The 12,664-nt window shown below is 66.9% G+C and carries 11 protein-coding genes; 3 read left to right on the top strand and 8 right to left on the bottom strand.

The window, feature by feature from the left end; genetic code table 11:
- Nucleotides 1-10: 10 nt before the first annotated feature.
- Complete coding sequence (gene uvrC, locus J3367_RS15580) at nucleotides 11-2,083, bottom strand: excinuclease ABC subunit UvrC (RefSeq protein ID WP_024350519.1); 2,073 nt, start codon at nucleotides 2,081-2,083, stop codon at nucleotides 11-13.
- Between the two features lie 368 nt (nucleotides 2,084-2,451).
- On the opposite strand from uvrC, the gene J3367_RS15575 reads away from it, so the two are divergent.
- Entirely contained in the window at nucleotides 2,452-3,123 is a 672-nt protein-coding gene (locus J3367_RS15575; RefSeq protein ID WP_024350520.1) for an outer membrane protein, read from the top strand.
- A gap of 18 nt (nucleotides 3,124-3,141) precedes the next feature.
- On the opposite strand, the gene J3367_RS15570 is transcribed toward J3367_RS15575, so the two are convergent.
- The 3 genes from J3367_RS15570 to J3367_RS15560 all read right to left on the bottom strand — a co-directional run bounded on the left by J3367_RS15570 (nucleotide 3,142) and on the right by J3367_RS15560 (nucleotide 5,203).
- On the bottom strand, nucleotides 3,142-3,747 hold the full coding sequence (locus J3367_RS15570) for a glutathione S-transferase (RefSeq protein ID WP_024350521.1): 606 nt from the start codon (nucleotides 3,745-3,747) through the stop codon (nucleotides 3,142-3,144).
- Between the two features lie 14 nt (nucleotides 3,748-3,761).
- On the bottom strand, nucleotides 3,762-4,295 hold the full coding sequence (locus tag J3367_RS15565) for a hypothetical protein (protein ID WP_024350522.1): 534 nt from the start codon (nucleotides 4,293-4,295) through the stop codon (nucleotides 3,762-3,764).
- A 62-nt stretch (nucleotides 4,296-4,357) separates the two neighbouring features.
- Nucleotides 4,358-5,203: a 23S rRNA (adenine(2030)-N(6))-methyltransferase RlmJ gene (locus J3367_RS15560; protein WP_024350523.1), complete on the bottom strand. Its 846-nt coding sequence runs from the start codon at nucleotides 5,201-5,203 to the stop codon at nucleotides 4,358-4,360.
- 184 nt (nucleotides 5,204-5,387) lie between these two features.
- Here J3367_RS15560 and J3367_RS15555 point away from each other — a divergent pair, with 184 nt between their 5' ends.
- Nucleotides 5,388-6,500 (top strand): alkene reductase, encoded by a 1,113-nt coding sequence (locus J3367_RS15555; RefSeq protein ID WP_024350524.1) that lies wholly within the window; start codon nucleotides 5,388-5,390, stop codon nucleotides 6,498-6,500.
- A 140-nt stretch (nucleotides 6,501-6,640) separates the two neighbouring features.
- On the top strand, nucleotides 6,641-8,773 hold the full coding sequence (locus J3367_RS15550) for a molybdopterin-dependent oxidoreductase (RefSeq protein ID WP_081651898.1): 2,133 nt from the start codon (nucleotides 6,641-6,643) through the stop codon (nucleotides 8,771-8,773).
- Between the two features lie 225 nt (nucleotides 8,774-8,998).
- On the opposite strand, the gene J3367_RS15545 is transcribed toward J3367_RS15550, so the two are convergent.
- The 4 genes from J3367_RS15545 to purM form a co-directional block, all read right to left on the bottom strand.
- The gene (locus tag J3367_RS15545) at nucleotides 8,999-9,817 is read right to left on the bottom strand and encodes an outer membrane protein (RefSeq protein WP_024350526.1); all 819 of its coding nucleotides are present in this window, start codon (nucleotides 9,815-9,817) and stop codon (nucleotides 8,999-9,001) included.
- Between the two features lie 425 nt (nucleotides 9,818-10,242).
- Nucleotides 10,243-10,680 (bottom strand): PACE efflux transporter, encoded by a 438-nt coding sequence (locus J3367_RS15540; protein ID WP_024350527.1) that lies wholly within the window; start codon nucleotides 10,678-10,680, stop codon nucleotides 10,243-10,245.
- A 167-nt stretch (nucleotides 10,681-10,847) separates the two neighbouring features.
- Nucleotides 10,848-11,549 carry a phosphoribosylglycinamide formyltransferase gene (gene purN, locus J3367_RS15535; RefSeq protein WP_009209408.1) on the bottom strand — a complete coding sequence of 234 codons (702 nt, stop codon included), beginning with the start codon at nucleotides 11,547-11,549 and terminating at the stop codon, nucleotides 10,848-10,850.
- Nucleotides 11,546-12,610, bottom strand: coding sequence for a phosphoribosylformylglycinamidine cyclo-ligase (gene purM / locus J3367_RS15530; protein WP_024350528.1), 1,065 nt, complete (start codon nucleotides 12,608-12,610; stop codon nucleotides 11,546-11,548). Before purM ends, purN begins: the two co-directional genes overlap by 4 nt.
- Nucleotides 12,611-12,664 lie beyond the last annotated feature (54 nt).

Below are 12,664 nucleotides of genomic sequence, written 5' to 3'. Positions count from 1 at the left end.
GACGGTCAGTTCATCCACGCTCGTGGAAGTGGTCGTAGATCGATTTCGCCATGGCCGCCGAGATGCCCTCGACCTCGCGCAGATCGCTGAGGGCGGCCCGCGACACGGCCTTGGCCGTTCCAAAATGGTGGAGCAGGGCGCGCTTGCGCGACGGGCCGATGCCGCCGATCTCGTCGAGCGGATTCTTCACCAGCTCTTTCTTGCGCCGCGCCCGATGGGTGCCGATCGCGAAGCGGTGGGCCTCGTCACGCAGCCGCTGCAGGAAATAGAGCACCGGATCGCGGGGCGGCAGCGAGAAGGGCTCGCGCTCGCCAGTGACGAAGCGCTCGCGGCCGGCATCGCGGTCGACACCCTTGGCGACGCCGATCGTGGTAACCCGGTCGGCGATGCCGAGCTCGGCGAGAATTTCGCGGACGGCGGAGATCTGGCCCTTGCCGCCGTCGATCAGGACGAGGTCCGGCCAGGCGGGCATGGACGAGTCGGACAGGGCATCCTGCGGATCCTCCTCGTCTTCGGTCTGGGCGGAGAGGTCCACCGGGGTGTCGCCGTGCTCCTTGATCAGCCGCGAGAAGCGCCGGCGCATGACTTCCTTCATCATGCCGAAATCGTCGCCCGGCGTGATGTCGTCGCCGCGGATATTGAACTTGCGGTAGTGATTCTTGGCAAAGCCCTGCGGGCCGGCGACGATCATGCCGCCGACGGCGGCGGTGCCCATGATGTGGGAGTTGTCGTAGACCTCGATCCGACGCGGCGTGCGCGCCAAGCCGAAGGTTTCGGCGACGCCCTTGAGGAGCCGCGCCTGCGACGAGGTCTCGGCCAGCCGGCGCCCCAGCGCCTCGCGGGCATTGGCGGTGGCATGGTCGACGAGGTCGCGCTTCAGGCCGCGGGCCGGCACGCCGATCTGCACCCGGTGCGAGGCCTTCAGGCTCAGCGCTTCGGCCAGAAGCGGGCCGTCGTCGACCATCAGCGGCAGCAGGACGAGGCGCGGCACCGGCTTGTCGTCGTAGAACTGCGCGAGGAACGCGCCGAGCACCTCGCTCGGCTCCAGCGAGGAATCGGCCTTCGGGAAATAGGCGCGGTTGCCCCAGTTCTGGCCGGTGCGGAAGAAGAACACCTGGATGCAGGTCATGCCGCCTTCCTGGTGGATGGCGAAGACGTCGGCTTCCTCGATCCCGGTCGGATTGATTCCCTGGTGGCTCTGGACGTGGGAGAGGGCGGCGAGGCGGTCGCGGTAGATCGCGGCGCGCTCGAAATCGAGATCGTCGGAGGCCTCCTGCATGGCCGCCGACATGCCGTTCTTGATCTGGTTGGACCGTCCGGACAGGAACGCTTTGGCCTCGCGCACGAGGCCGTCATAGTCGGCGATCGAAATCTCGCCGGTGCAGGGCGCCGAGCAGCGCTTGATCTGGTGCAGCAGGCAGGGCCGGGTGCGGCTCTCGTAGACCGAATCCGTGCAGGTGCGCAGCAGGAAGGCGCGCTGCAGCGAATTGATCGTGCGCCCGACCGCGCCGGCCGAGGCGAAGGGGCCGAAATAGCTGCCCTTTCGCGAGCGCGCACCGCGATGCTTCATGATCGCCGGCGCCTCGTGATCCTCGCTCACCAGGATGTAGGGGAAGGATTTGTCGTCGCGCAGCAGCACGTTGTAGCGCGGCCGCAGACGCTTGATGAGGTTCGCCTCGAGCAGCAGCGCCTCGGTCTCCGTGCGCGTCGTCACGAATTCCATCTGCCGCGTCTCGCGGATCATCCGCGCGATGCGCTGGGTGTGGCCGCCCAGCCGCGTGTAATTGGCGACGCGCTTCTTCAGGGAGCGGGCCTTGCCGACATAGAGGACGTCGCCGTCCTTGCCGAACATGCGATAGACGCCCGGCTGGTTCGGCAGCCGCTTGGCGAGCGCGGCGATGAGCTCGGCCCCAGTGAGGTCGCCCGCAAGCTGCTGGCCGGCATCGTCCCAGTCGATCGAGGCCAGCAGCGCCGCACTGGCCGCGGCGGCATCACCGTCCGGGGCTTCGCTGCCCTCGTCCAACGGATCGGACTCGGCGCCGTCGATCAAATCGTCGTCTGTCTCTTCAGGCTCGTCGATCATTTTATCCTGGCCGGAGCGGGGCTTGGCGCCGCTTCCGGATATCTAGAATCAGGGTCCGCCATGCGTCGGCCGTGGGGATGCCGGTGCGGTTGCGCCCCTTCTATATGATTCCGCACCGGCGAGAATGCAGGGGGTGGCGATCACTTCCGCGCATCTGGCGACAGCGCATCACGGCAGGTGTCGCGATTCGGCAACTATCACTGGAAAACGCGCCGAAACGATGCAGCCATTCGCGATGTCGGCTGTTTCCTTTTGGAACGATCCCCACATCGGATCGAGAGTCATGTGGTTGCCGCGCCCCGAACGGGCGCGGGCGCCACGAGCGCCGGCCGGGACCTTTGCCGGCGGGATCGGGAAGGAGAAGGCGCATGCTGAACCTGCTTCGCAGTCTCGCGGTCGGAACCGCGGCGGCCGTTGCCCTGGTGCCCGCCGCACGCGCAGCCGACGTGATCTATGAAGAGCCGCAGCCGCCGGTGGTGGCGCCGCTCGCTCCCTCCACGCCGGTCTATGTCTGGTCGGGACCGTATGCGGGCGCCTTCGTCGGCTACAACACGTCGAATTTCGACCAGTCGGCCGGTGCGAGCTTCGACGGCGACGGCTTCGTCGGCGGCGTCTACACCGGCTACAACTGGCAGACCGATCAGTTCGTCTACGGTCTGGAAGCCGATCTCGGCGGGTCCGATGTCGATGCGAGCGGAACCAATGCGGCCACCGGTGCGCAGATCGATGCCGACAGCAACATCTTCGGCTCGTTCCGGGCACGGGCGGGCGTCGCGGTCGATCCGTTTCTGGTGTTCGCGACGGGCGGCGTGGCCGCGGCGCGCAACGAGTTGTCGCTCAACGGCTTTTCCGACAGCCAGACGAGCATCGGCTACACGCTCGGCGCCGGTGTCGAAGCGCGCGTCAGCGACGATGTGACGACGCGGCTCGAATATCGCTATTCGGATTTCGGCAGCGAGACCTACGATCTCGGCAATACCAGTATCTCGTCGGGCTTCGACGAGCATTCGATCCGGGCCGGCATCGCGCTGAAATTCTAGCGGCCGGCCCGGTCGGAATCAGCTCGCCGGCATGGACGGCTTGAGATCGGCATAGGCCGGGAACTGCTGCTCAAAGCGCTGCAGCCAGGCTGCCAGCTGTGGCCGTTCGCCCTCGATCTTGCCCGGGAAGCGCATGGTGGCCCAGCCGAGCAGCGCCGCGACGGCGAAGTGGCCGATGGTCAGGTCTTCGGGAAGCGCCAGAATTTGCTCTTCCAGCGATGCCAGGCCGCGATCGGCCTTGCGCAGCTGCTTGTCCACCCAAGGCTGGTGACGCTTGTCCTCGGGCCGGTAGCGGACCTCGTAGACGGACAGGATCAGCGCATCGACGATGCCGTCGGCCGTCGCCTCGACGGTGGCGGCGATGCGCCACGGCTCGATCGCCTGCGGCACCATCTGATTGCCGCTCATGCGGTCGAACAGGGCGCAGATCACGCGGCTGTCATAGACCGTCGCGCCATCGTCCATGACCAGCACGGGGATCTTGCCGAGCGGATTGGCCTTGAGCAGCTCATCGGGCTCGGCAGTGGTGTCGACCGGCACGGTCTCGACGGGGATGCCGCAATGGCTGGCGGCCATGCGGACCTTGGCGGCAAAGGGGGACGGGGCGGAATAATAGAGACGCATGCTGTTCGACGATCCTATTTGGAGACGTAGCCATACCCGGTGCGTCCCTCCTCCGGGAAGCGGCGCAGCGATTCGCAATTGGCACCATAGACGTGCCATTCGTCGAGACCCAGAACGCAGCCCTCGGCCCGCCAGGACGCCACCGGCGAGAAGCCGCCGAGATATTCGCCGGCTGCCGCAAAGCCCATCGGATGCTCGATGACGTAGTAGACGGTGCGGCTGACATGGTCGGACAGAAGGGCGGTCGCCTGGCAGTAGCGGCGCTCGATCGGCTCAGCCGGCAGCGGCTCGCCGGCGCGCTGCGGGAAATAGGCCTTCTCGAACATGCCGCTGAATTCGAGGATCTCCAGCTTCACGCCGACCATGGTCGGCGCGCCGTATTCGAACTGGTCCTCGACCTGGCCGAGGACGTCGGCATCGTCGCAGGCCGGGACCAGCGCGGCGCGCAACGGAGCGGGCTCGCCGTAGCGAAGATCGGCCGCCTGGGCGGGCAGGGCCGCCACACCGGCGACGAACAGGGCAAGGGCGGCAGCGATGGCACGATACATGGGACAGCCTTCCACGTCGGATCCGTTTGGGTTTCGGTAGCACGAAATCACTGCGGGCGACCTCACGGGCGCGGCGACGACGACGTAAAAACCGAAAATGTTGCCGCGGCGCCGCTTCCCAGCAGCGGCGCGAGGGTCGTCAGCACCGCTTCGGCCTCGGCGGCGAAGACGAAAGGCGGATTGATGACGGTCAGGCCGGTGCCGACGAAGCGTTCGTCGGTCGAATAGGGCTCGCGGAAGAATTCCGCGGTCACACGCTCGCTGACGGGCAGGGCATCGAGGCGTTCGTGCAGGGCCGCGACCAGGGCCGGGCGCTTCAGCGGATACCAGACGGCATAGATGCCGCCGGCCCAACGCTGCAGGGCCTTGGCGAGTCCTTCAGCAATGGCGTCGACCTCGTCGGTGCGTTCGAAGGGCGGGTCGATCAGGATGAGGCCGCGCTTCTCTTTCGGCGGCACGTGGGAGCCGAGGGCCAGCCAGCCGTCAAGGGCGATTGCCTTGGTCTGGATGTCGCCGGCAAAGAGCGTCTTCAGCGCCGCGGCATCGGCAGGGTGCAACTCGTAGGCTGAAAGACGGTCCTGCGGCCGCAGCAGGCGCCGCGCGATGAGCGGCGAGCCCGGATAGCGGTCTTCGGAGAGATCGGAGGCCAGCGCCTCCCGGTATTCGGCCAGGAGCGGATCGTCCATGACGTCGGCCGCGGCCTGGACCAGCCGGCCGACACCATCCGCATGCTCGCCTGTCCGCTGCGCTTCGTCGGATGTGAGCGAATAGCTGCCGCGGCCGGCATGGGTGTCGAAGACGCGGAACGGCTTTTCCTTGCGCTTCAGATAGGCGATCAGCCGGGTCAGCAGGGCGTGCTTGACCACGTCGGCGAAATTGCCCGCGTGATAGGCGTGGCGATAGTTCATCGGGCGTCGTGTTCCTTCGGTGCAGGTGCCCGCGCGCGAACACTCTCCAGCGGCGTGGGGCGATGCCGGATCGCGGCTGGCGAACGCTGTGTTCATCCGCCTTACCGCGCTGCGGCAAGTCCCCATCTCTCGCGGCAACGCCGGCACATGCCGGCCGTCTTTGCATCCGGAAGAGGACACCGCAATGGCTGACGAGAAACTGTTCGAGCCGCTCGATCTCGGCCCCACCCATCTGGCCAATCGCGTCGTCATGGCGCCGCTGACCCGAAGCCGCGCCACCGACGACGGCGATCTGCGCGACATCCATGTCGAATATTACCGCCAGCGGGCCGGCGCCGGCCTGATCATCACCGAGGCGACGAACATCTCGGCGGAAGCGCGCGGCTATGCCTATACGCCGGGCATCTTCACCGACCGCCAGGTGGCGGACTGGAAGAAGGTGACCGATGCCGTCCACGCGAAGGGCGGCAAGATGTTCCTGCAGCTCTGGCATGTCGGCCGCATCTCGCACCCCGATTTGCAGCCGGGCGGAGCGCTGCCGGTGGCTCCTTCTGCGGTGAAGCCTGACATGAAGGCCTTCACGGTCGACGGCTTCAAGGACATTCCGGCGCCGCGGGCGCTCGACAAGGACGAGCTGCCGCGTGTCGTCGCCGACTACGTGAAGGCCGCCGAGAACGCCAAGGCCGCCGGCTTCGACGGCGTCGAGGTGCATTCGGCGAATGGCTATCTTCTCGACCAGTTCCTGCGGGACGGCGCCAACCAGCGCACGGACGAATATGGCGGCTCCATCGAGAACCGCATCCGCTTCCCGCTCGAGGTCGTCGATGCCGTGGTCGGCGTCTGGGGCGCGGAGCGCGTCGGCATCCGCATCTCGCCGGTCAGCCCGGCCAACGACCTGACCGACAGCGATCCCGAGCCGCTGTTCACCCGCTACGTCGAGGAGCTGTCGAAGCGCAAGCTGGTCTATCTCCACGTCGTCGAGGGCGAGACCGGCGGGGCCCGCGATCCGCAGGAGTTCAAGGCCTGGTCGCTGAAGGACAAGTTCGACGGTCTCTACATGGGCAACAACGCCTATGACCGGACGATGGCGATCGAGCGCGTGGCAAACGGCGAGACCGATCTCGCCTGCTTCGGCCGGCCGTTCATCTCCAACCCGGATCTCGTCGAGCGGCTCAAGCTCGACGCGCCGCTGGCCGAATGGGACCAGGCGACGATGTATGGCGGCGACGAGAAGGGGTTCATCGATTACCCGGCATTGAGCGAGGACGAGCGCTCGCGACTGGCAAAGGCGGCCTGATCGCGTCGAACTCAGCACAGCGAACGTAGACGAGAGAAGGGTCGGGCCGGCGGGGTCCGGCCCTTCCTTGCGTCGGGGTACAGCCGATCGCCGGGGACGATGGTCTTGATCGTGAAAATGAATTGGGGCCGGGACCGCTCTTGCGGTATCGTCGCGCCATGAACAAACCGCTTCCCGTCGCCATCGGACATTCCGCCTGTCCGCATGATTGCCCCTCCACCTGCGCGCTCGACGTCGAGATCCTCGAAAACCGGACGATCGGCCGGGTGCGCGGGGCGGCGGCGAACGACTACACGGCCGGCGTCATCTGCGCCAAGGTCGCGCGCTATGCCGAGCGCATCCATCATCCCGACCGGCTGATGACACCGCGGCAGCGGGTCGGCGCGAAGGGCGAGGGTGGCTGGCGCGAGATCTCCTGGGACGACGCGCTCGACCTCGTCGCCGAACAGTTCGTGAAGGCCGAGGCAAGGCACGGATCGGAGGCGGTCTGGCCCTATCAGTATGCCGGCACGATGGGGCTGGTACAGCGCGACGGCATTCACCGGCTGCGCCATGCCAAGCGCTATTCCGGCCAGTTCGATTCGATCTGCACCAACATGGCCTGGACCGGCTGGTTCGTCGGCGCCGGCGCCATGCGCGGCGCCGATCCGCGCGAATTGTCGAAGTCGGACTGCATCGTCATCTGGGGCACCAATGCGGTCGCCACCCAGGTCAATGTGATGACCCACGCCGCAAAGGCTCGCAAGGAGCGCGGCGCCAAGATCGTCGTCATCGACATCTACGACAACGCCACGATGAAGCAGGCCGACATGGCCCTGAAGCTGCGTCCGGGCACCGACGCGGCGCTCGCCTGCGCGCTGATGCACATCGCCTTTCGGGACGGCACGGCCGACCGGGACTATCTCGCCCGCTACACCGACGATCCCGCCGGGCTGGAGGCGCATCTGGCCACACGGACGCCCGAATGGGCGGCCGCGATCACCGGCCTCGACGTCGCCGACATCGAAGCCTTCGCTGCGCTGGTCGGCCGGACTCCGCGCAGCTATTTTCGCCTCGGCTACGGCTTCACCCGTCAGCGCAACGGCGCGGTGGCGATGCACGCCGCCATGTCGGTGCCGGCCGTCTACGGCCACTGGCGCCATGAGGGCGGCGGGGCGTTCCACTCCAATTCCGACATCTTCGGCCTAGACAAGTCCGAGATCATGGGCGTTGCCGACCGCGATCCGTCGATCCGTTATCTCGACCAGTCGCGCATCGGCGCCGTCCTGACCGGCGACGCCGAGGCGCTCGCCGGCGGTCCGCCGGTCGCGGCCATGCTGATCCAGAACACCAATCCGGCCAATGTCTGCCCCGAGCAGCGGCTGGTGCGGCAGGGTCTGCTGCGGGACGATCTCTTCACCTGCGTCCACGAGCAGTTCATGACCGACACGGCGCAGATCGCCGACCTGGTGCTGCCGGCGACGATGTTCCTGGAGCATGACGACATCTATCGCGGCGGCGGGCAGAACCACATCGTTCTCGGGCCCAAGCTGGTCGATGCGCCGGAGACGGTGCGCACCAATCATTTCATCATCGAGGAACTGGCCAAGCGCCTCGGAGTCGCCGATCATCCGGGCTTCGGCCTCGACGAGCGGACGCTGATCGACAACATGCTGAAGGCCGCGGGCGACAGTGAAGGCTTCGACGGCCTGCAGCGCGAGCGCTGGATCGACAGGCAGCCACCCTTCGAGGAGGCGCATTTCCTGAACGGCTTCGCCTGGCCGGACGGCAGGTTCCGCTTCAGGCCGGACTGGACCGGGGGGCAGGCGCCGAACCGGCCGCCGGACAGCATGGGCCCGCAGGGGCCGGTTGCCGGTCTGCCGGAGTTTCCCGACCACGTCACGCTGATCGAAACCGTGGACGATGCGCACCCCTACCGGCTGGCGACGTCGCCGGCGCGGCAGTTCCTCAACTCGACCTTCGCGGAAACCCGCGGATCGCGCTCGCGCGAGGGGGCGCCGGAGCTGCTCGTCCATCCCGAGGATGCGCTGCGCGAGAGCCTCGGCGACGGCGAGATCGTCACCATCGGCAACAGCCGCGGCAGCGTCCGGCTGCCGGTCAAGGTCAGCGATACGGTCAAACCCAGGGTGCTGATCCACGAGGGCCTGTGGGCGAATACGGATTTTCTCGACGGCGAGGGCATCAACGTCCTGACCGGAGCCGATCCCGTCGCCCCCTTCGGCGGCGCGGCGTTCCACGACAACCGGGTCTGGCTGCGGACCGCACGGGCATAGCCGGCCGGGTTGGCGCGTGGCGTCGAGGCCAGAGTCTCACGCGGTCTTCAGTGGCTTGTGCGGTGAAGCTGAGGTTCTGAATCAGAGTCCGTTCGCGCCCGTAAGACGCTGAAAGTGCCGACATTTCGCGCACTTTGCACGTTACTCAGTTTCGTCTGGACACAAAAAAGCCGGCGCGAAGAGCGCCGGCTTTCCTGTTCGGACGGACCGGACGGTCCGCCGAAATCAGTTGAACTTGTAGGAGACCTTGGCGGTCACGGTGTGGAAGTCGAAATCGTCGTCGACGGCGAAATCGGTCGAGCCACCGACGCCACCGGCGAAGGGGCCGCCGTTCAGGCGCGTGTAACCCGAACCACCGAGGTTGGTGTAGAGATACTCGGCACCGAAGGACATGTTGTCGGTGAACTTCACTTCCATGCCGCCGCCGACGGTGTAGCCGAAGCTGTCCTCGTCCTCGGAAACGACGGCCGGCGTCGCGCCGGTCACGGCCGGGGAGTTGGTCGAGAACGAATAGTCGACGTCACCATAGGCCAGACCACCGGTGACATAGGCGAGGGCGCCCGGGGTCACGAGGTAACCGACGCGGGCGCGCACGGTGCCCAGATAGTTCAGCTCGCGGTCGGTCCGGTAATAGGCCGGGGTCGAGGAATCGGCGTTGGACGAGCGGGTGATGTCGATGGCGTTGATGTCGGCGAGGACACCGAAGACGACGCTGTCCATCTGGTAGTCGTAACCGATATGCGCGCCGCCGAGGAAGCTGGAGTCGACATTCGAGTCGAAGTTCGAGCCGAAGGCGGTCTGCACGGCCGAACCGCCGAAGGCGAAGCCGTTGGTGCGCAGGTCGACATTGTCGGGATCCTGCGGGTTGAACGCGCCGCCGCCCTGGACACCGAGATAGATGCCGGTCCAGCCGGACGCGACCGGGCTGATCTCCATCGGCGCCGGTGCCATCGGCTCTTCGTAGATCACGTCGGCGGCCTGGGCGTAGGTCGCGAAGGTCAGGGCGGTGGAGGCGGTCAGGATCGAGAGAAGGTAGGTGCGCATGGAATTCCTCGTTTGTTGATGTCCATGCTTATGCGGCGTTGTACTTGGTTCGCCTATGCCCGCTCTGCCACACCTGCGTATTCCCCGACTATCTTTGCATCACTGATGTGTGATGCCGAAATAAAACACCCGAATGCCGAGGCGCGCGCTAAGGCGGAAGACCGAAAAGAAAAGTAAAGCGGCGATCACATTCTTGCTACCGAGGCGTGATGCGAAGTGTTCCCGCCTAAGAAATATTGTGACGGCGCATAACGGAGGCCAAGCGGTCCAAGACGTGAGCTGCGAGGCCAGCCGTATGCTCACGCCGTCGTCGCGCGGCGGGAACTCAGGGAATAGTCGGGACTGACGGATGTGCCGGGGCAATCCCGCCTCGCGGTCGCACGGACGATCCGCGAGCGAATAGTCCGACGCGCGGTCCGCGGCTCTCAGCCTTCGGCCGCCGCTTCCCGCCATTCGGGCAGCGGGAAGATCCGGTCATAGGCCCAGTTGAAGGCGAAGGCGTAGACCGCATAGAACGCCGCGAAGCTCGCATCCATCAGGAAGGCCTGAACGATGCCGATCTCCAGATACAGCGCGATCACCGGCAGCAGGAAGGCGAGCAGGCAGGCCTCGAACACAATCGCATGGACGACCCGGATCAGCGGCGTCTTGCGGGTGGTGCCCCGCACGCGCTGCATCAGATGGTCGAAGCCCAGATTGTAGACGTAGTTCCACAGCGTCGCGATGGTCGCGCCGATGACCGTGACGACGCCGATATCGGCGAAGGGCACGTGGAACAGCCACGCCCCGGCCGGGGTGACGAGGGCCAGCCCGACGATCTCGAAGCTGACGGCGTGACGGATACGATCGGGAGTTGAGCGCATGGCGACCCTGCTTGTCCTGTGCCGGGTCGTCCCGGCGATATGATGGGAGGAAAAAGGAAGGTCGTCCTTCGCGGCGCATATGGCACCGCGGAGCGTCGATCGCAACCGGCATGCCCCGGCGCGAGCCGGGTCAGACGGTCATCGGCACAGCGTTTTATGGCGACGGTTCAGCCGTTGCGGCGGGCATCCGGCGACACGAGGATCGGGTCGCCATCGCCGAGGCGCATGGTCTCGTCTTCCACCGGCGGCGCCGGCTTGACGATGGCGCGTCCGTTGGACATGCGCACAGCCCCGTCCAGAACGAGCCTCAGGGCGTGGGGGTAGAGCCGGTGCTCGGCCCGCAACAGCCGCTCGGCGACGGTCTCCGGCGTGTCGCCCGGCACGAGGGCGATGGCCGCCTGCGCGATGATCGGGCCCTCGTCCATGCGGTCGGTGACGAAATGCACCGTGCAGCCATGGATGCGCATGCCGGCATTGATGGCGCGCTTGTGGGTGTCGAGGCCGGGAAACAGGGGCAGCAGGGACGGGTGGATATTGATCAGCCGGCCCTCGAAGCGTCGGACGAAATCGGCCGACAGCAGCCGCATGTAGCCGGCAAGGCACACCACGTCCGGCGCCATCTCGTCGAGTGCCCGGATCAGCGCTGCCTCGTGGGCGGCCCGGTCCGCATAGGCGGTCTGGTCGATGGCGACGGCCGGAATGTCGTAGCGCCGCGCGGTGTCGAGCCCGGGCGCGTCCGGCCGGTTGGACACGACGCCGGCGATCTGGCCGGGGTAGCCCGGGTCCATGCAGGCGGCGATCAGCGCACTCATGTTCGAGCCGCGGCCCGAAATGAGGACCGCGATCTTCTTGCGGCGCACCGCGTTCATGCCAGCGCCAGCGCGCCGTTGAAGGTCACCGCGGCGTCCTGGCGCGGGCGGATGCGCCCGAGCGGCACGACCGTCTCGCCAGCGCTCTGGAGAATGGCGCTGACGGCCGCGGCGTCCGCATCGGAGACCACCACGATCATCCCGATGCCGCAGTTGAAGGTGCGCAGCATCTCGGCTTCGGCGACGCCGCCCGCCTGGGCGAGCCAGCCGAAGACCGGCGGCACGGGAACCGCGAAGAGGTCGATGTCGGCGCGCATCGTGTCGGGCAGGACGCGCGGAATGTTTTCCACGAAGCCGCCGCCGGTGATGTGGGCGAGGGCCTTGATGCCGCGGGTTTCGGCAAAGGCGGCGAGCAGCGGCTTCACATAGATGCGGGTCGGCGCGATCAGCGTCTCGCCGAGGCTGCGATCGGCGTCGAAGGGGGCCGGATCGGAATAGCCGGCGCCGGAGCGCTCGACGATGCGGCGGACCAGCGAGTAGCCGTTGGAATGGACGCCCGACGAGGTGAGTCCGAGGATCATGTCGCCGGACTCGATATTGCCGGCCGGCAGGAGGCGGTCGCGCTCGACCGCGCCGACGGCGAAGCCGGCCAGGTCGTAATCCTTGTCGGCGTAGAGGCCGGGCATCTCGGCGGTCTCGCCGCCGATCAGCGCGCAACCGGCCTGCCGGCAGCCCTCGGCGATGCCCTTGACGATGGCCTCGCCCTCGCTCGGATCGAGCTTTCCGGTGGCGTAATAGTCGAGGAAGAAGAGCGGTTCGGCGCCCTGCACGACGAGATCGTTGACGCACATGGCGACGAGATCGACGCCGATCGTGTCGTGCAGCCCGGTCTCGATGGCGATCCGCAGCTTGGTGCCGACGCCATCATTGGCGGCGACCAGCAGCGGATCGTTAAAGCCGGCGGCCTTCAGGTCGAACAGGCCGCCAAACCCGCCGATCTCGCCATCGGCACCGCGCCGCGCCGTGGAGCGCACATGCGGCTTGATGCGTTGCACGAGATCGTTGCCCGCGTCGATGTCGACGCCCGCGTCGCGATAGGTCAGTGGAGTCGTTTCGGCCATGGTCCCCGCACCGTTTTGGTCGAGTTGACATGATCGCCGGCTGTGAGCAAGACC

Source organism: Aurantimonas sp. NFXS3, from assembly GCF_049132005.1.
GTDB lineage: Bacteria > Pseudomonadota > Alphaproteobacteria > Rhizobiales > Rhizobiaceae > Aurantimonas > Aurantimonas coralicida.
Note: the sequence above shows the minus strand (reverse complement) of the source record. Positions and strands in the feature narration are given on the sequence as shown.

Coding starts and splice junctions, on each gene's coding strand:
- uvrC (WP_024350519.1), bottom strand. CDS start 2,083: ATGATCGACGAGCCTGAAGAGACAGACGACGATTTGATCGACGGCGCC.
- J3367_RS15575 (WP_024350520.1), top strand. CDS start 2,452: ATGCTGAACCTGCTTCGCAGTCTCGCGGTCGGAACCGCGGCGGCCGTT.
- J3367_RS15570 (WP_024350521.1), bottom strand. CDS start 3,747: ATGCGTCTCTATTATTCCGCCCCGTCCCCCTTTGCCGCCAAGGTCCGC.
- J3367_RS15565 (WP_024350522.1), bottom strand. CDS start 4,295: ATGTATCGTGCCATCGCTGCCGCCCTTGCCCTGTTCGTCGCCGGTGTG.
- J3367_RS15560 (WP_024350523.1), bottom strand. CDS start 5,203: ATGAACTATCGCCACGCCTATCACGCGGGCAATTTCGCCGACGTGGTC.
- J3367_RS15555 (WP_024350524.1), top strand. CDS start 5,388: ATGGCTGACGAGAAACTGTTCGAGCCGCTCGATCTCGGCCCCACCCAT.
- J3367_RS15545 (WP_024350526.1), bottom strand. CDS start 9,817: ATGCGCACCTACCTTCTCTCGATCCTGACCGCCTCCACCGCCCTGACC.
- J3367_RS15540 (WP_024350527.1), bottom strand. CDS start 10,680: ATGCGCTCAACTCCCGATCGTATCCGTCACGCCGTCAGCTTCGAGATC.
- purN (WP_009209408.1), bottom strand. CDS start 11,549: ATGAACGCGGTGCGCCGCAAGAAGATCGCGGTCCTCATTTCGGGCCGC.
- purM (WP_024350528.1), bottom strand. CDS start 12,610: ATGGCCGAAACGACTCCACTGACCTATCGCGACGCGGGCGTCGACATC.